This is a genomic window from Psychrobacter sp. Cmf 22.2, from assembly GCF_001921745.1.
GTDB lineage: Bacteria > Pseudomonadota > Gammaproteobacteria > Pseudomonadales > Moraxellaceae > Psychrobacter.
The window spans coordinates 314095-332036 of sequence record NZ_MRYA01000003.1 but is presented as its reverse complement, the minus strand read 5'-3'; the positions used below and the strand labels follow the sequence as shown (position 1 = coordinate 332036).

14 protein-coding genes and 2 tRNA genes are annotated in these 17942 nt (G+C 43.0%); 11 read left to right on the top strand and 5 right to left on the bottom strand.

Translation table 11 applies throughout. The features are described 5' to 3' along the window. Positions 1–40 precede the first annotated feature (40 nt). The 4 genes from BTV98_RS08195 (at position 41) to BTV98_RS08180 (ending at position 3074) form a co-directional block, all read left to right on the top strand. Positions 41–574 carry a PAAR domain-containing protein gene (locus tag BTV98_RS08195; RefSeq protein WP_075103378.1) on the top strand — a complete coding sequence of 178 codons (534 nt, stop codon included), beginning with the start codon at positions 41–43 and terminating at the stop codon, positions 572–574. Continuing rightward, a complete protein-coding gene (locus BTV98_RS08190) occupies positions 567–1685 on the top strand; it encodes a polymorphic toxin type 44 domain-containing protein (RefSeq protein WP_075103377.1) in 1119 nt (372 codons plus the stop codon). The genes BTV98_RS08195 and BTV98_RS08190 overlap by 8 nt, the downstream gene beginning before the upstream one ends. Before the next feature lie 10 nt (positions 1686–1695). Further along, positions 1696–2181 carry a hypothetical protein gene (locus BTV98_RS08185; protein ID WP_075103376.1) on the top strand — a complete coding sequence of 162 codons (486 nt, stop codon included), beginning with the start codon at positions 1696–1698 and terminating at the stop codon, positions 2179–2181. An 86-nt stretch (positions 2182–2267) separates the two neighbouring features. Next, the gene (locus BTV98_RS08180; protein ID WP_058367929.1) at positions 2268–3074 is read left to right on the top strand and encodes a tetratricopeptide repeat protein; all 807 of its coding nucleotides are present in this window, start codon (positions 2268–2270) and stop codon (positions 3072–3074) included. A 96-nt stretch (positions 3075–3170) separates the two neighbouring features. Here the strand turns inward: BTV98_RS08180 and BTV98_RS08175 are convergent, their stop codons facing one another. Then, complete coding sequence (locus BTV98_RS08175; protein ID WP_075103414.1) at positions 3171–5285, bottom strand: NADPH-dependent 2,4-dienoyl-CoA reductase; 2115 nt, start codon at positions 5283–5285, stop codon at positions 3171–3173. Positions 5286–5790: 505 nt separating this feature from the next. Here BTV98_RS08175 and BTV98_RS08170 point away from each other — a divergent pair. Further along, complete coding sequence (locus tag BTV98_RS08170; protein ID WP_075103375.1) at positions 5791–7455, top strand: AMP-binding protein; 1665 nt, start codon at positions 5791–5793, stop codon at positions 7453–7455. 167 nt (positions 7456–7622) lie between these two features. Here BTV98_RS08170 and BTV98_RS08165 read toward each other — a convergent pair whose 3' ends face one another. From BTV98_RS08165 to hemA, 4 genes are all read right to left on the bottom strand, one after another. Further along, positions 7623–8042, bottom strand: coding sequence for a DUF6691 family protein (locus tag BTV98_RS08165; protein WP_075103374.1), 420 nt, complete (start codon positions 8040–8042; stop codon positions 7623–7625). Between the two features lie 77 nt (positions 8043–8119). Beyond that, positions 8120–8557 carry a YeeE/YedE family protein gene (locus tag BTV98_RS08160; RefSeq protein ID WP_058367933.1) on the bottom strand — a complete coding sequence of 146 codons (438 nt, stop codon included), beginning with the start codon at positions 8555–8557 and terminating at the stop codon, positions 8120–8122. A gap of 150 nt (positions 8558–8707) precedes the next feature. Then, positions 8708–9844, bottom strand: a complete 1137-nt coding sequence (locus BTV98_RS08155) for an aminotransferase class V-fold PLP-dependent enzyme (protein ID WP_075103373.1) — start codon at positions 9842–9844, stop codon at positions 8708–8710. A 512-nt stretch (positions 9845–10356) separates the two neighbouring features. Beyond that, complete coding sequence (hemA, locus tag BTV98_RS08150; RefSeq protein WP_075103372.1) at positions 10357–11715, bottom strand: glutamyl-tRNA reductase; 1359 nt, start codon at positions 11713–11715, stop codon at positions 10357–10359. A 640-nt stretch (positions 11716–12355) separates the two neighbouring features. Here hemA and BTV98_RS08145 point away from each other — a divergent pair. The 6 genes from BTV98_RS08145 (at position 12356) to BTV98_RS08120 (ending at position 17632) form a co-directional block, all read left to right on the top strand. Beyond that, the gene (locus BTV98_RS08145) at positions 12356–14296 is read left to right on the top strand and encodes a tetratricopeptide repeat protein (protein WP_256713874.1); all 1941 of its coding nucleotides are present in this window, start codon (positions 12356–12358) and stop codon (positions 14294–14296) included. Between the two features lie 174 nt (positions 14297–14470). Further along, positions 14471–15136, top strand: coding sequence for a lipoprotein insertase outer membrane protein LolB (gene lolB / locus BTV98_RS08140; RefSeq protein WP_083606152.1), 666 nt, complete (start codon positions 14471–14473; stop codon positions 15134–15136). Between the two features lie 12 nt (positions 15137–15148). Next, entirely contained in the window at positions 15149–16114 is a 966-nt protein-coding gene (gene ispE / locus BTV98_RS08135) for a 4-(cytidine 5'-diphospho)-2-C-methyl-D-erythritol kinase (RefSeq protein ID WP_075103370.1), read from the top strand. A gap of 142 nt (positions 16115–16256) precedes the next feature. After that, positions 16257–16332 (top strand) — tRNA-Gln (locus BTV98_RS08130). Positions 16333–16498: 166 nt separating this feature from the next. Further along, positions 16499–16574, top strand: a tRNA-Gln gene (locus BTV98_RS08125). A 110-nt stretch (positions 16575–16684) separates the two neighbouring features. Then, positions 16685–17632, top strand: a complete 948-nt coding sequence (locus BTV98_RS08120; RefSeq protein ID WP_058367921.1) for a ribose-phosphate pyrophosphokinase — start codon at positions 16685–16687, stop codon at positions 17630–17632. Positions 17633–17942 lie beyond the last annotated feature (310 nt).

The window sequence follows — 17942 nt, the reverse complement described above, 5'->3', positions numbered from 1 at the left end:
TTTAAAATCTAAACTTCGGGCATTTAAGCAAGGTAGCACTATGGCAGCCTATATAACCGTCGGCGCAAAGACCTCTCACGGTGGGACGGTCATCTCCGGCTCACCGCATACCACTCATAACGGTATCCCAGTCTCGCGTAAAGGCGACAAAGTCATCTGTAAAAAATGCAAAAAGGTCACTACTATTCTGACAGGTGATCCCACCTTTATTGTCGATGGTGCGCCTATTGCACGCAGTGGTGATATCACCAGCTGCGGCGCGAAACTGATTGCGATTCAGCAGTCATTTGCGGAGTCGGACTTTGAGGTGTTTGGGGTTGAGCAGGCAGAGGAAGTAAGACGTGAAGCTAAAGAATACTTTAATGAATCAATGGATGATTATAATCTACAGTTTGTCATGCAGGATAAAACGGAGAACGCTTTATCAGGCAAAGCTTATGTCATTTACGACGCAGATGGTGAAATATTCCAAACGGGTAATTTGAATAAAGATGGTCAAACTCCTGTGCTAAAAGATGGACAAGAGAAAGAGTATTTCATCCATGTGTTAGATGAGGAAGTAATTAATGACTAACTCTAAAGATATTATCGTTAAATTGCGCTTGTTAGTGAAACCGCCGATCAACATAAACAACTTCTTTTATAAGATGACGTATACAAAGTTCGGTTATCAAAACGAAGATGGTTCTTATGTCTCACCAAGAACTATAAAGCATGCATTGACAAAATTTACAGCAAATCCAAGTGCCAATAAAAATGGGTTAGTCGCTATTGATTCAGAAGAAATAGTACTGTTTAAATACACCAATAACATCAAAAAAACCTCTTTCCCTGCTGCGAAAAATGGCAGCGCTTGGTTCCAAATTGAAAACCGATCTAATGGCAAAGTTGTTAGAAAAAACAAGTACCCACAATGGTCATATAGGCACAAACGAGAAATATCTGAATATAAATGGGACACTACAAGCTCAAAAAATAGTACTACTCCTAATACTAAAAAAGAACAGCAGATTAAACAAAAATGCCCACATACGGTAGACGGAGCAATTGAGGTTGCAAAATATATCGTTGATGAGATTAAGAAAAACTCTAAGAGTAGAACTGTAAGTTCAATTAAACATCTGTTAGAAAGATCGAAAAACCTTCAATGGTTTGACGCCATTGGAGGAGCTAACCCAGCTATGTTATATTCTGATGCGTTAGTCCTATGGACCTTAAAAGTAGGTCCAACTATGGATTGGGATCATAAGCCAAAAATAGCTGAACATCCAGTTTTAAAAAAAACTACAACTCGTAGAAGACTTAGAGCTGAAGAGCAAGGTGGAAAAGAGTCTACGAAATATTTTCATAAATACAAAGGTTACGATTATTTTTACGATGTTTGGTCAAACATCCATTATAGTTACGTTGGTATGGTCGCAGGCTTTACAGAAAAAGAACTGATAGACGGTTCAAATGATCAGCAAAAAACAAATCCTAGCACTGAAGGGGCCGATACAATAGATGACTACAATACTATGATGATAGGAATAAATTTGTATAAGAAGTTCGGTAAGCATACAGACGATCTAAATTTTAAGCATGTTTTAGATGCGTTAGATAAATTACCTGTTGAAGGTAACTTTAAATATTCTAAGCAAATACACTGGTGCTACAATCCCTACAACAAAAATAAAGTTCGGTAAATAGGCAGTTATGTATATTCTCAATAAATTAATTATTGTACTTATTTTATTATCTGCTGCCTGCTTATACTTAGTTTCTAATAAGTCATTCATGGTGATTAATAGTACGAATAAACCTATAAGTACTATGAATTTTCAATATGTAGGCTTAGAGGGTGATCCTACTATTGCAGAAATGGAGAGTTATGCAGATAGATATACCATTGAAAACAATGGTTCTAGAGAGTTTAAAGTACTCATGAGGAACTGGTTAAAAAATCATTTATATATAGGAATTGATTTTTTTTACGAAGAAAATAGTCCTGAAAAAGAAGAGTATTATAGTTTAAAAGGTACAACTTTTTCTAGCGAACCTCAATACGTAAACCATCAACCTTATTGCAGTTTTAAAATTGAAGTTTATTCAAACGAAAAGACTCTCGTAACGCCAACTCGTAAATGGGGATGCATCAACCCTATGTATTATCATAAGCCTTCACTCGAACAGGGTAACTAGTTTACACACTGGTACCAAAAGGTGAAACCTATAAGTAAATGAGTACAAATCACCCTATTAAATATATAATTTCGAATAAGATTTCAATGTATCAAAAAAACATCACGCCTTTAATTCAGTCTTTACTAATAGCCACAATGCTATCCAGTGGTTTGATAGCTTTTGCTTGCTCAGCCGAATCATCAAGCATATCTGTATTATCTAATCAAAGCACCCCTACTGAAATATACAAACTTGGACAAGCCTATTTTGAGGGTGACTCAGTCCCTGAAGATGATGACAAAGCTTTTGAACTGTTCCAAAAAGCCGCTGATCAAGGCTATGCGCCTGCTCAACATCATATAGGCATTATGTATCACGAAGGTATTGGTGTAGATCAAGATTATCGCAAAGCATTTGAGTGGGTTCAGCGAGCTGCTATACAAGGATATTCTCACGCTCAAACAGACCTAGCTATCATGTACGAAAGTGGAAAGGGTATTGATCAAAACTATGAAAAGGCTATGAAGTGGTATTTGTTATCAGCTAATAACATGGGTTCTACTAATGCTTCTGTAGACGCTCAAGGAAATATTGGTACGATGTACTATTTTGGTAGAGGTGTGCCGCAAAGTTATGCCATAGCGTTGGATTGGTACAAAAAAGCTGCCGTTCAAGATTCGGATATGGCACAACTTAACATCGGTGGTCTCTACGAGAATGGCTATGGCGTCCCGCAAGACTATGACAAAGCTTTTGAATGGTATCAAAAGGCCGCCGATCAAGGCAATCAACAAGCCAGTAATCGCATTGGTAGATTGGTCATGAATGGTAAAATCGACGATGAAGGTATCGTTATTTATAGCACACAAGAAACTGGACTCACATTAGGTGATATCGAAGAACCCCTATAGAATTAAAAAGAGTGACGGTTTACGAAGTAAAAAACGGCAGGAAATCGCTCCCCTACCGTCCTTTCAATTTAAAACTTTAATTCAAAAATTAAACTTTTAAATACTCGCTGCAACCTCAGCGCCATCACGAATCGCACGTTTGGCGTCTAGTTCAGCGGCGAGCTTTGCACCGCCAATCAAATGATACTGCGCGTCTGGCGCATCACCGACATTTGGCATCAGCTCTACGACCGACTCTTGACCGGCACAGACCACCACGCTATCGACACGTAGCAATTGACTTTGGCCTTGGTTATTGGTGATCCAAATACCTTCATTAGTGATTTTTTCGTACTGTGCTCCTGATACTTGGATGACGCCATGCGATTTGACATGAGCGCGGTGTACCCAACCTGTGGTTTTATTGAGGCTGCGACCCAAGCGGCCTTTAGTGCGCTGCATGAGGTACACTTGGCGAATAGGCGTGATGCCTTCAGGCTTAATCAAGCCACCTTCAGTTTGATAATCAGGGTTATTCGTAACGCCCCACTCTTCACGCCACTCATCAACCGACTGCGCCTTTGGACGATAGCTTGGATCTTTCAGCGTTTCAGGATCTAGCTCATCGAGTGGCTGACCATGATTGGCCGTTAGGTATTCACTGACATCAAAGCCAATACCGCCAGCGCCAATGACTGCGACCGTATCACCGACTGATTTCTCACCCGATAACAATTCTGCATAGCTCATCACTTGTGGTAAGTCCGCGCCTTCGAGCTTGCCTTCTAAGCTTCTTGGCACCACGCCTGTGGCAACGATGACATGATGGAACTTGGCTTTCTCAAGCATGTCTTTATCAACTTTGGTATTGAGTTTAATCTCAACGCCTAGATGTTCAAGCTCATTGATATAGTAGCGGATGGTCTCAAAGAATTCTTCTTTACCAGGGATGACTTTGGCATAGTTAAACTGACCGCCCAAGATATCTTTGGCTTCAAATAATGTCACGTCATGCCCACGCAATGCCGCGACGTGAGCCGCTGACATACCAGCGACACCGCCGCCAATGACCGCGACTTTTTGCGGTTTTTTGGTTTTTTTATAGACCAACTCTGTCTCATGACACGCTTGCGGATTGACCAGACAAGTTGAGCGTTTGTTCTCAAAGGTATGATCGAGACAAGCCTGGTTACAGGCGATACAAGTGTTGATACGCTCAGCTTCGCCATTTTTGGCTTTATTGACCCAGTTGGCATCGGCGAGGAATGGACGTGCCATCTGAATCAAGTCGGCCTGACCGCTAGCGACGATGGCTTCGGCAGTATCTGGCATGTTGATACGGTTGGCTGCCATCATCGGGATATTAATATGCTTTTTAATTTCAGCGGTAAAGTCAACAAAGGCAGCACGTGGTACGCTTGTCACGATCGTTGGAACGCGCGCTTCATGCCAGCCGATACCAGTATTCATGATAGTTACGCCCGCTTCTTCTAGCGCTTTAGCGACGGTGATGACTTCATCCATGACGTTACCGTCTTTGACTAAGTCAATCACTGACAAGCGGAATAGGATAATAAAATCTTCACCTGTCGCTTCGCGTACCGCTTTGACCACATCGACCGCGAACTTCATACGATTTTGGATATCGCCGCCGTATTCGTCGGTACGTTTATTGACATGACGCGATAAAAACTGATTGAGCAAATAACCTTCAGAGCCCATGATTTCGACACCATCATAGCCCGCTTGCTTGGCAAGTTTTGCGCAGCGTGCATAGTCTTTCACCGTCTGCTCGATGTTTTTAATGCTCATTTTGCGCGGTTTAAACGGAGTGATTGGTGACTTAATAGGACTTGATGACACGATAAATGGATGATAACCGTAGCGACCACTGTGCAAGATTTGCATGATGATTTTGCTGTCATATTTATGCGCCGCTCGAGTGACTCGCTGATGGTTGATGACATCAGCTCTCGTATTCATGGTGCCGCCAGCAGGCAACAGCCAACCTTCACGATTGGGCGAGATACCGCCGGTGATCATCATTGCCACACCGCCTTTGGCCCGTTCTGCAAAATACGCCGCCAGTTTACCGTAGTTATAAAAGCGATCTTCAAGCCCTGTATGCATAGAGCCCATAACCACACGGTTTTTGAGAGTGGTAAAGCCCAAATCTAACGGCTCAAATAGATGCGGATAATGCTCAGCTGCATGGCTAGCATCCAAAGTCATGTCAGTGCTGGCAATACGATCAGAAGTTTTGGTGTTTGAGTTTTCTGGGCTTGCAGTATCATGGTTGGCGCTCATATCATTATCCTTATGAATTAATAGTTTATAGCTGTTATAGTTTGTTCACTATGATATGAATACATGGGCAACATCATATATTATACGGTGACATCGCCTGCGTTTGACTCTCCTGTGTCCATATCGTTGTAGATGAGGTATATTGTGCTTAAGAATGGTAAGTATTTGATGATTCAATATGCATTCTATCGTAACACACCGCTATTATTATCAGCTACGCAGACAAACGACTGGTGAGTGAACACTATATTTTCTGTATTTAACTTCCGTATATGTCACTTAGTAAATTGAGGCTACAAAACAAACTCACTTATTGATGATAGCTATCTATAATAAATGGGCTACCTGTTGATGAAGATAGCTATTAGCAGATAAAATCTAGTATGAGAACGACAAAACTACAATACGTTAAAGATAAAGGACTATCCTTATGACCGACTTTCACACAGGTCTTGGCAAAAACGAAGCCAATTATCAACCACTTACTCCAATTGACTTTATTATCCGTAGTGCACAGGTTTATCCTGACAAGACTGCCATCATTTATGACGATCTAGAGCACAATAGCCTCACCCAAACGTGGCAGCAAACTTACGATCGTTGCCGCCAGCTGGCAGATGGTTTGCGTAAGCTTGGTATCGATAAGAATGACACAGTCGCGGTTATGATGCCGAACACGCCAGCGATGGTTGAGTGCGCGTTTGGTGTGCCGATGTCAGGTGGCGTATTGTGTACGTTGAATACGCGTCTCGATATCAATGCCTTGACCTTTTGTCTACAGCATTCAGAAGCCAAAGTCTTAATCTTGGACAGTGAGTTTGCTGAACATGCTGAGATTATCGATGAAACTTTTCCAAACTTGATCGTCATTCATGCAACAGATGCTGCAGTCGATGTAGAGCGTTTTGGACGGATGAGCTATGAAGAATTGGTTGCCAGCTCAGACAGTCTAGATAATTGGGAAAAGCCTGCGGATGAATGGGAAGCGATTGCGCTCAATTATACATCCGGTACGACGGGCAAGCCTAAGGGCGTCGTCTATCACCATCGCGGTGCCACGCTTAATGCTGTCTCCAATATTCTAGATTGGGATATGCCCAAACACCCCATGTACTTATGGACACTACCCTTGTTTCACTGTAACGGCTGGTGTTTTCCGTGGACCATCGCTGAGCGTGCTGGTGTCAATGTCTGCTTACGTAAAATCGATGCCGACTTAATTCTGCAGCTCATTGCTAAGCATAAAGTGACGCATTATTGTTCAGCGCCTATCGTACATAACATGATTGCTGGCGGTAAGCCTGAGTATAAAGAAGCGATTAACCACGAAGTCAAGGGTTGGGTCGCTGGTGCGCCGCCGTCTGAAACCATGCTAGCGGCTATGGAGGCGATGGGCTTTCATATCTCGCATGTGTACGGTTTAACTGAAGTGTATGGACCAGTTACCGTCTGTGCTGAGCAAGCTGAATGGGATGATCTTGATGTTGCGGCACGCGCGCAAAAAAAGTCGCGTCAAGGCGTGACCTCGCATTTGATGACTGGATTTGAGCTGTTTAAGCAAGGTACCACGGAACCGGTTACCGCCGATGGTGAAGAGATGGGTGAGCTGGCACTACGCGGTAATATGGTGATGAAAGGTTATCTTAAAAGCCGTAAAGCGACTGAAGAAGCCTTTGCAGATGGTTGGTTCCGTACGGGTGATTTGGGCGTCAAGTATCCTGACGGTTATATCAAAATCATGGATAGACTCAAAGACATCATCATCTCAGGCGGTGAAAATATCTCAAGTATAGAAGTCGAAAACGTCTTATATAAATTACCTTCGATTCAAAGCTGCGCGGTAGTTGCTGCTCCGCATGATAAGTGGGGCGAAGTACCAGTCGCCTTTATCGAGATTCATGAAGACAGCACCTTGCAGCGCGATACGGTTATGGAGCACTGCAAGCAACATTTAGCCGGTTTTAAAGTCCCTAAATACATTATCTTTGCCGAAATTCCAAAAACCAGTACCGGTAAAGTGCAAAAGTTTGAGCTGCGTCAAGCGGCCATCTCACTTGCTCATGAGACGCCAAAAGTAACGTCTAGTGCAAAATAGCTCTTGAATTTGAGTTGTAAGCTATTGCATGCTTAAGCTTAAATCACAAAATAAGTCACAAAAAAAAGGCTCAATCTATTCTCTTAGACTGAGCCTTTTTTTATTTTAGACTTCTTTTTTACTAACCAATCTTGTCATTAGCCAAGCCTACGTTCATTAAGCTTACGTTAATTAAGCCTAGGCTCAAGCCACTGAAAAGCAAGCATACCTGTTATCATCGCTGGGATAAATACATAGGCCTGCCATTGTCCAGTGCCAAGCAGCACAATACCTGGTCCCGGGCAAATACCAACCAATCCCCAGCCGATGCCAAATAGCATCGCTCCGATTAACAATTTTTTTGTGATGACTGTTTTGTTTGGCATATCAATTGCGGTGCCAATCCAGCTGCTCTTTTGCCGTCTGGCTAACTGTACGCCAACGATGGCAACTGCTAGGCCGCCGCCCATCACTAGGGCTAGAGAAATATCCCAAGCACCAAAAACGTCCAAAAAGCCTTGTACTTTAACAGGATCGGTCATACCTGATATCAGCAGCCCAAACCCGAATAATAATCCAGCCAGTAATCCAATTATGTTTTTTAGCATTATTATATCTCGCTATCATCTTTTATTAAAAGTATCGAACGCCGTCTATGCAATACGCTATCTAAGCCATTTTGCATTTATAGTAACCCTAGTACATGACGACCGATATAGACGGTCACGATACCAAAGAGCATAAAGGTCACTGTCGCTGCTATAGAGCGCGGTGACATACGCGCATTGCCGCAGATGCCATGACCACTTGTGCAACCTGAACCTAAGCGCGTACCAAAGCCGACTAGCAACCCTGCTGCAATCAGCAGCGGTAAAGAGGTGCTGACTTCTATGTCAGGCAAAGGTCTGAACGCACTATAGAGTAAAGGCGAGATGATTAGACCAGCAATAAATAGAACTTGCCACATCTCCACGCGCCTGGGTTTGAGCAAACTTGAAAAGATGCCACTAATGCCAGCAATACGCCCAATACCCAGCAGCAAGATGACAGTCGCCACTCCTAGCATCAAACCACCTACTAAGGATATGGGCGTAAATGCTTGCCAGTCCACTTGTATACTCATAACGGTTTACTCACTAGTTTTATTAATTATTTAATAAATAATCTATTTATTAAAATACATTATATTATAAAATATAATAAAAAGCCAAAAAAATACTGAGCACAAAGTCTCAGTATTTTTTGGCCAAAAGCCGCTTAGTAGATACAGATATTATTTAGCTAATACTTTATCAAGTACTGACTCAAAACGTTGTACCGCACCGTCGATATCCGTTAGCTTATCTAAGCCAAATAAACCTAAGCGGAAGGTTTTGAAGCTATCAGGCTCACCCACTTTTAATGGTACGCCAGAGGCGATTTGCATGCCAGCTTCAGCAAAAGCACTACCTTTATGCATATCATCACGTTCAGTATAAGAAACGACGACTCCTGGCGCTTTAAAGCCTTCAGCAGCGACGCTCTCAATGCCTTTATCTTCTAGCACTTTACGGACACGCTTGCCCAATTCCCACTGCGCATCACACAGCTTATCAAAACCGATCTCTTTAGCTTCATTGATAGTATCGCGGAACTGACGCAAGCTATCTGTTGGCATGGTGGCATGATAAGCATGGCCACCATTTTCATAAGCGCGCATGATGTTTAGCCACTGCTTTAAATCAAGGCTAAAGCTGTTTGACTCGGTATTGTCTACTTGTTTGACGGCAGCATCGCTTAGCATGACGAGTCCAGCACATGGGGTGCTGCTCCAGCCTTTTTGCGGTGCGCTGATAAGCACATCAATACCCAACTCTTTCATATCGAGCCAGACGCAACCTGAAGCGATACAATCAATTACTAATAAGCCGCCAACGCTGTGAGTCGCATCTGCTAACGCTTTGATATAGTCTTCTGGCAAGATGATACCGGCTGAGGTCTCGACATGCGGAGCAAAGACAATCGCTGGTTTTTGTTCTTTAATCTTAGCCACAGCGGTTTCGATATCGACAGGTGCAAATGGTTTTGGCGTATCGGTATCTTCAGTACGGTCAGCGGTTAGGACCGTAGATGACTTAGCAATGTTGCCTTTTTCTAAAATTTGCGTCCAGCGATAACTAAACCAACCATTGCGGATGATTAGACAGTCTTGATCTTTGGCTAGCTGCATGGCGACAGCTTCCATGCCATAAGTACCAGAACCTGGAACAATGGCGACGGCATCAGCGTTATAGACTGACTTTAGCTCGCTAGATAAGTCATTCATTACTTGCTGAAAGACTTTTGACATATGATTGAGGGCGCGATCAGTATAGACCACTGAATATTCTAATAAACCTTCTGGGTCGACATCTTGACGTAATGCGGTCATGGGACACTCCTTGTTTGTTGTTAGATTATGTAGGTGTTATTGATTTTTAATTATAAAAAAGCTTGGTTATAGCAAATTTTTGGTACTAAACTTGGGCACTGATACGATTAACTAGGCAACAGTACCGAACAATGAACACCGAGTAATAATAGAGGGTATGACATAGGATTGACGATATAGCACTTTATCCTAGCGCTATTGCCGTTGTTGGTTATGTTTTTTATAACTTAGATTTTATAACTTAGGCTTCGTAAACCTTAAGTGACATCTGTACCATTATTGATGCTACGCAGCGGTAGGTGGGTAATAATGATCACTGATTCTTGTCTGTTCAGAATATATCAAACAAAAATGAGCGCAGACATACTTAGAGCAAAGTGCGTCACATATCGTGAACCAATATCTTTATGACAGCTTGATAGTAGCACTGATAATGACAGTTGACAACGGTTTGTTGGCGTCATAATGGCGTCTATACAATAGATAACTTATTGACGACCAAAAAGCGACTATTACCGCTTACGGTAGGCATCATGTAGTCCCGATACCACAAATTCGAGCAACTCACTATCGCCCTCGCGAGCCGCTTTACGCATAAGCTTTGATGGTGCATGAGTGAGCGTCTGAGTAAGACGCCGTGATAGCTCAGTGATGATATCTTCGGGACTAGCTTCACCTTGCTCAAGCTTGGCTATGGACTCATGCAACAGTTTATCGACTTGGGTACGCGTGGACATACGATAGTGCTGGATCTCTTTTCCTACTTGCTTGACTTGAAAGCTGCGCTCCATCTCTACGACCAATTGACTGACTAACAGCTCAGCATCGACAGCCGCTTGTCTACGCTGCTCGATATTGCCTGCGATTACATGCTGCAAGTCGTCGACAGAATAAAGATAAACGTCATCAATACGACTAATCGTTGAGTCGATATCACGCGGTACAGCCAAGTCAATCATTAGTATTGGTCGATAGCGACGGCGTTTTAGCGCTTGAATGGTCATCGGTTTATCAATCAACAAATCCATACTGCCGCTGCAGCTACTCACAACATCGGCCTCTGCCAGTACTTGCGGCAGCTCTTGTAAGGATCTAACCTCCACGCTGCGACTAGGATGACGCAGCTCTGCCGCTAGCGCTTCAGCGCGCTCAGGATTGCGATTGCAGATGATAATTCGGCCCACTCCAAGCCCTGCAATATGGGTCGCAACCAAGCGATTCATCTCACCTGCTGCCACCACTAATAAAGTACGGCTAGGTAAATCGTCAAATATTTGGGTGACCAATTTGGCTGCTGCAAAGCCGAGTGATACCGCTTGAGCACCAACTTGGGTTTCATTACGCACACGTTTGGCCGCTGCAAAGACTTGATCGACAATCCAGCCTAGCTGATTACTGAGTGCTTTTTCGTCCTGCGCAAGATGCACGGCTCGTTTAATTTGACCGAGGATTTGTGGCTCACCCAATATCATAGAGTCAAGACCCGCTGCCACTCGTAGCCAATGAGTGAGCGCATGCGTGTCGCGGTGTACGTATAGATAAGCATCAACTTCGGTCAATGGCAACTGCTTAAAATCAGCAAGCCATGTCTTGATCTGCATGATATGAGCGTTAATGGATGCTGAAAAAGTATGGGAGCTGGCAGTAGCATCACTACCAAGCGCGTTACTCGCGGATGTTTGAGAGGCTGTTATTTGAGGCACTAGGGCATAAATTTCAGTACGGTTACAAGTTGAAACTATCACGCTACCATCGGTAAAGGCTTCTAACTGTTCAAGAGCGATATTTACATCATCACCCACGAACGCCAGACGCTCACGTAAAGCGACTGGTGCGGTTTTGTGATTGACCCCAATGACCACTAATCTCATTATGATAGACCATAAACATAACGCTCACCTACCTAATCATTATAGTATGCTTAAGATATGTTGCAGCATACTATAATCAAAGATTAGCTGGCGCATAGACGTGACGTTATTGATTTGAATAGGTTATATAGCAGATACTATAAATATAAAACCGCTTATTATACCATTGTTACCGGTTTTATTTAATACCTGCTCACTTGCGATAGCTATTCGCTTGTATCTGGGCGCCTGATTAACAAATCAACCGTCATGCAAGCTTTTACTAAATATTATTGCTAGATATGCAGAGTATGGCCTGTCACTACCGACAAACTAAAATTAAAAACAGTCAGTATGCTATGATTGACATAGATATTATCCAGAGCGTTTATCTAATCTCTTTGTTTTTTTGGACATAGCGCCTATTTTAACGCATCCTTAGTAGTGGTTAATTTTTACCGTATTCTGTTAATTTTAGTTTTAGCTGCTGGGTAACATGAGTACTATTGTTTAGTATCTTGATAGGCTTTTATAATGAAATGTCTTTTTTATTAGTGAATACCCTTACTCTATGATCTTTTTTGGGTGGTTGTTTCAATCAAAATTTGCGCTATCGTTTATATACGATCGTCAATTTAATGTTCAGTATTTATTAAATGATATGATGAGTCGTCTACGTAAGCGCCGTAAGCTAACCTTGCTGTTGGCTGTATGGCTATGTGTTGGAACTTCTGCTCATGCAAATTTCGTCGACACCCCAACACTAATATGTACACCTAAGACAATCGTCGTCGATATAGATCACGACCCAGCTCGTCATGACATCGAAAATAACAGTACTCGACATGCCACGTTCCATAGAAATAATACTGATTTAATGGTATTTCCACTAAACGGTGACTTAGCAGGCACTGATGACCGTGCCCAATTAAAGAGTGATTTAAAAGTCCAAACGGTAGATAGCACAATCAATACTGCCAAGCTGCCTTCAGCGACTGTCTTACAACCAGAGCTTAGAGAGCCTAGTTTATATGCCTTACTAAATGCAGAATTTGCCGCTGATCGCGGTGACATTGAACGGGCGCTTACACTTTATAAGCAGCAGTCTTTTAAAGAAGACGCAACAGCAGTATTTGAGCGTGCGCTGAGCTTATCGCTACGTCATGACAATGTTGGGGACTCATTACAGTTTGCTAAGATGTGGCAAGATCAGAATCCTGACCATGTACCAGCTTGGTTTTATGTGGCGCATTTGGCGCTTAAAGCTCATGATTATACTCTAGCTGGACAGTCCTTAGAGCGTATTTTACGTTATGATCCTCGTACTGATTTGAGCGACATACTAATTGGTATTTATCCTACGACAGACAGCGATCAGCGTGAGCTGTTAGAAGCCTTGCAGCCTATTAATAGTGAGCAAAACGCCTCTTTATCGGTGTTAAAAGCGGGTCTACTCTATCAGTTCAATGAACCTGAGATAGCCATTATCCATATCAATAGGGCTTTGTTACATCAGCCTGATTATGTACCTTTTATTACCCTAAAAGCCGATATCTTACGCAAAACCGAACCAGCTGAAACAGTGCTTAATTATGTCAACCAAGCACGCTTGCGCAATCCTGATAGCAAAAGCTTGTATTTGTACGAAATCCGCTATTTGCTTGATCTAAAGCAAAGTCAAAAAGCCTTACAATTACTCCTTGATGCTCATCAGCGTTTTGATGATGCAGAGATTACTTTGTTGGCCGCTTTAGTCAGCTTGGATAACGAAGAGTACCGTAGCGCTGACCGTCTCCTAAATGTACTGGCAAAAACCCCTACTTATCTTGATCAAGCATATTATTATTTAGGTATTAGCGCAGAGCGACAGCAGCGCTTTGAACAAGCCAAATCCTATCTAAAGAGCGTCATGCAAGAAGACTTGGTACTGGCAGCACGCAAAAAAGTGGTTGATCTTGAATTATTGGATGGCAATATTGACGCTGCAATCAACACATTGGCTGATCTGCGTAAACAGTTTACCGTTTTTGCTCCCGAAACCTATGTCTTACAAGCTAATATTTTATGGCAGCATGATCAGGCCGAGGAAGCTCTACAGTTATTGACTCGTGTCAGTCGTAAGTACCCTAATGATCAGTCCATACTGTTCGCCCGTGTGCAACTGCTCGATGATCGTAGTGACTATATTATTAAGCGTACTTTGCTTAATCACTTGCAAGCGCTAGATCCTAGCAATCTATCTTACCAGCTAAGTTACGCCCAATTACTGTTATCCAACGATCAAAACTCCGAACAAGGCTTAGAGCTTGCACAAAACATACTTCAGGTACGTTTCGATGATCCTCGCTACGATAACGAGCTGCATTTGCAGGCACTAAATGTGCTGGCTAGCAGCGCTTTGGCCAATGAAAACTACGCGCAAGTCATCGATTATCTAAAAACCCCTTACGATGTGCTGCCAACGCTGCGTTCAGGTGTGCTCTTGCTACGCGCCTATCAAGGACTGGGCGAAAGCGCAAAGGTTAATGCCCTACTTGCGGACTTGCAACAGCGTTTTTCGTTTGGACAACACAACGTCAATGACCGCGTACAACTTTATTAAAAATTGTTTGGGTAACCATGCTCATTTGTTTTCAACACATACAATCGTTACTCATGTGACCAATAAGTCTCTAACAACAACGTATAACTGAGTAACAAATTGAGCGTAATATTTTTGCTCATTAACTATTTGATCATTAACTATATTAAGTTTGCAAATTTTTGAGGTATACCTATGTCAGCCTTTTCACCAACACTCTTTTCAATCCCAAAGCTTTCAACCATAAAACGCCTTCAATCTAAAAAAATTGTTGCATGTAGCGCAGCGATCACTGCGTTATTGATTACTTCTGGCTGTCAATCTTTGCAGAGCACGAGTACTAATGCTGGCCCTTCAACTATGGTGCAAGCTCAAAAGCTTAATAACTTTAACATTACAGGCAAGATTGGTGTGACCACGCCTGCCAATAGTACGACTAATACAAGCGCGCAAGGTGGTAGTGCCTTTTATGCTTGGGGACAACAAAATGAGCGTTTTGCCATTGAATTGATCGGTGCGTTAGGTATTGGCAAAACCAATATCGAATACAACGGTCGAACGGCAACCTTAGTTAGTGAAAAAACCGGCACTTTGACAGCTGACGACCCTGAGACCTTGCTACAAAAAGCCACTGGTTGGCAAGCGCCTATTTCACAAATGCCGTATTGGATATCTGGACGCCCAGCACCCTCAGACAGCGCTCCGCAGCTTGATGCGCAAGGTAGGCTGATAAGCTCGGTCAATGGACGATGGACAGCAAGCTTTACTTACAAGGGGACAGATAAATTGCCTATTAAGATTAGCGCTGTGCAGCTAAAAGGCCACAAAGTCATCATGACCATTAATCACCAAAGCAGCTAATAAATATAACCAATGACGACCGATAATTCCTTAACTTCAAAAGCGTCTATAACACGCTTATCTCCTGCCAAAATAAATTTATTTTTGCATATTATAGGTAAGCGTGCAGATAACTATCATAATTTGCAAACGGTTTTTCGCCTACTTGATTGGGGTGACTATTTGCATTTCTTAGTTGCAGAAACGGTAGTTGCGATTAAGGGTCAAGATGTAAGTAATATCTGTCGTCAACTGTTGACCTTGTCTGGTGCAGATACTATTACTAGTGCTATAGAAGATAATTTAATTGTTAAAGCCGCTCATGCTTTATTGGCTGCAGCTTTGCAGTCAAAAAAACTACCCAAGCAGCTACCGCAAGTATGTATTGGTTTAGACAAGCGTTTGCCAATGGGTGCAGGCTTGGGCGGTGGCTCTTCTAATGCGGCGACGACACTGCTGGCACTTAATGAGATATGGGCGTTCAACTTTTCCCAATATGAGCTGATAAACATCGGTGCGACAGTGGGCGCAGATGTGCCGATTTTTATTTTTGGCCAGGACGCGATTGCGCAGGGTATTGGCGAGCAATTAACGCCGATAGCGCTACCGGATCAGCAGTATTTGGTTTTGACGCCTACGGCACATGTCAGCACCGCTGAGCTGTTTGCCCATCCTAAGCTGCAGCGTGATATCGCTCCCCTCTCCATACCGACCATCAAGCGCCAAGCAGCGCACTATACGCAGGCTCTACATGCGCCGTATCATAATGTCTTCACGCCTGTCGTCACCAGCCTTGCCCCCGCCGTTGATGAAGCATTAGATTATTTGAAAAGTTTAGAAAAAGTGGCGTTAGGCACAGCACGAATGACTGGCTCTGGTAGCGCGGTATTTTTGCCATTAGAGAACAGTATAATTGATGATAAAAAGCTTTTAGCGAAATGGATTGCGGATGCGCCTTGCCCTGCTTATGTGGTAAACAATCTGTCATGTAGTGGCTGACATAGCGACTGAAAGTGCATTTTGGGCATCAAAAAGAGATTACTTTAGTAATATTAGAATTTACTAGTTTTGAATAATTGTCATAAAAAGGCGTAAATGACTTGCAAAATTTAAAAAATTACTTATAATAGGTCGCCACAATAGGGGTATAGCCAAGTTGGTAAGGCATCAGGTTTTGATCCTGACATCCGTTGGTTCGAGTCCAGCTACCCCTGCCATTTTTTAGTTTGGATTGCTGATTTATAGCAATTGACAACACCTTCCCAGTTTCGGTATAGTTCGCAATGAACACCGCTCGGGAACACCGTCTTAGACGGTTGAATAGGTAACGACGACAGTCTAGTATTTTATCAATATTTAGCTTTCGTACTACCTAGACATTACAGGGGTATAGCCAAGTTGGTAAGGCATCAGGTTTTGATCCTGACATCCGTTGGTTCGAGTCCAGCTACCCCTGCCATTTTTTACTGTAATAGTAGTCTTCAACTATTTTCACCACTCTTTTCTTTATTTGGGCAGTTAGACACTGCTTAGTGGTCGCTGCTTAAGTCAATAAATAGGACTTCAGTCATGCCTTATTTGGCAATTTTTACGGGCAATGCCCATCCTGAACTTGCGAAAACCGTCGCCGACCACCTACACATCCCTCTTGGTAAAGCTGACATCACGCGTTTTTCTGATGGCGAAATTGCTGTGGAAATCAAAGAACACGTACGTGGTAAAGACGTGTTTATCATGCAGCCAACTTGTGCACCGACCAACGATAATTTGATGGAAATCATGATGATGGCCGACGCCCTGCGTCGTTCTAGTGCTGGCCGTATTACTGCAGTGATGCCGTATTTTGGTTATGCACGTCAGGACCGTCGTCCTCGTTCAGCTCGCGTACCTATTTCAGCTAAGGTTGTCGCTGACATGTTAAACATCGTCAGTATCGACCGCGTTATGACGGTAGATTTGCACTCAGATCAGATTCAGGGTTTCTTTGATATCCCTGTGGACAACATCTACGGCACACCTGTCCTGTTAAACGATTTACAAAAGCAAGATTACGACAACATCATGGTGGTGTCACCTGATGTCGGCGGTGTGGTTCGTGCGCGCGCAATGGCTAAACAGTTGGGCGACACTGATATGGCGATTATCGATAAGCGCCGTGCCCGTGCCAACGAGTCACAAGTGATGCACATCATCGGTGATGTCCGTGACCGTGATTGTGTCATTGTTGATGATATGGTCGATACCGCAGGCACCCTATGTAAAGCCGCTGAAGCATTAAAAGAAAACGGCGCGCGCCGCGTATTGGCTTACATTACCCACCCTGTCCTATCAGGCAATGCCCTAAAAAATATCAGCGAATCAGCACTCGATGAAGTGGTCGTAACCGATACCATTCCATTGTCACCTGCTGCCCAATCATGTAGCAAAATCCGTCAAGTAAGTATCGCACCGATGCTGGCCGAGAGTTTACGCCGTATCAATAACGAAGAATCTATCAGCGCGATGTTTGATGCCTAATTTGATGCTTAGATTTTAGTTGTTATAAACTAACCGTTAAATCTTAAAAACAGCGCCAAGTTTCATGGACTTGGCGCTGTTTTTGCGTCAGCGTTTTGCGTAGGTCTTTATTATTGCTACAAAACCACGTATAATGCGCGCCTGTGCTGACCGTTTGTATTATTTAACCGGCTAGCATTTTCAAAGTGCTGATCATGCTTAGAAGTAACGACTGCCATGATAACCAATATCATAAAAACTGTTGCTGCTAGCAAATGGCTAACGTCATTGGTTGCAAGCTTTATTTGCAATTACCAATCTTAGCTATCAT

Coding starts and splice junctions, on each gene's coding strand:
- hemA (WP_075103372.1), bottom strand. CDS start 11,715: ATGAGATTAGTGGTCATTGGGGTCAATCACAAAACCGCACCAGTCGCT.
- BTV98_RS08175 (WP_075103414.1), bottom strand. CDS start 5,285: ATGACTTTGGATGCTAGCCATGCAGCTGAGCATTATCCGCATCTATTT.
- BTV98_RS08185 (WP_075103376.1), top strand. CDS start 1,696: ATGTATATTCTCAATAAATTAATTATTGTACTTATTTTATTATCTGCT.
- BTV98_RS08180 (WP_058367929.1), top strand. CDS start 2,268: ATGTATCAAAAAAACATCACGCCTTTAATTCAGTCTTTACTAATAGCC.
- BTV98_RS08165 (WP_075103374.1), bottom strand. CDS start 8,042: ATGCTAAAAAACATAATTGGATTACTGGCTGGATTATTATTCGGGTTT.
- BTV98_RS08170 (WP_075103375.1), top strand. CDS start 5,791: ATGACCGACTTTCACACAGGTCTTGGCAAAAACGAAGCCAATTATCAA.
- BTV98_RS08160 (WP_058367933.1), bottom strand. CDS start 8,557: ATGAGTATACAAGTGGACTGGCAAGCATTTACGCCCATATCCTTAGTA.
- BTV98_RS08155 (WP_075103373.1), bottom strand. CDS start 9,844: ATGACCGCATTACGTCAAGATGTCGACCCAGAAGGTTTATTAGAATAT.
- BTV98_RS08145 (WP_256713874.1), top strand. CDS start 12,356: ATGATGAGTCGTCTACGTAAGCGCCGTAAGCTAACCTTGCTGTTGGCT.
- ispE (WP_075103370.1), top strand. CDS start 15,149: ATGACGACCGATAATTCCTTAACTTCAAAAGCGTCTATAACACGCTTA.
- BTV98_RS08195 (WP_075103378.1), top strand. CDS start 41: ATGGCAGCCTATATAACCGTCGGCGCAAAGACCTCTCACGGTGGGACG.
- BTV98_RS08190 (WP_075103377.1), top strand. CDS start 567: ATGACTAACTCTAAAGATATTATCGTTAAATTGCGCTTGTTAGTGAAA.
- BTV98_RS08120 (WP_058367921.1), top strand. CDS start 16,685: ATGCCTTATTTGGCAATTTTTACGGGCAATGCCCATCCTGAACTTGCG.
- lolB (WP_083606152.1), top strand. CDS start 14,471: ATGTCAGCCTTTTCACCAACACTCTTTTCAATCCCAAAGCTTTCAACC.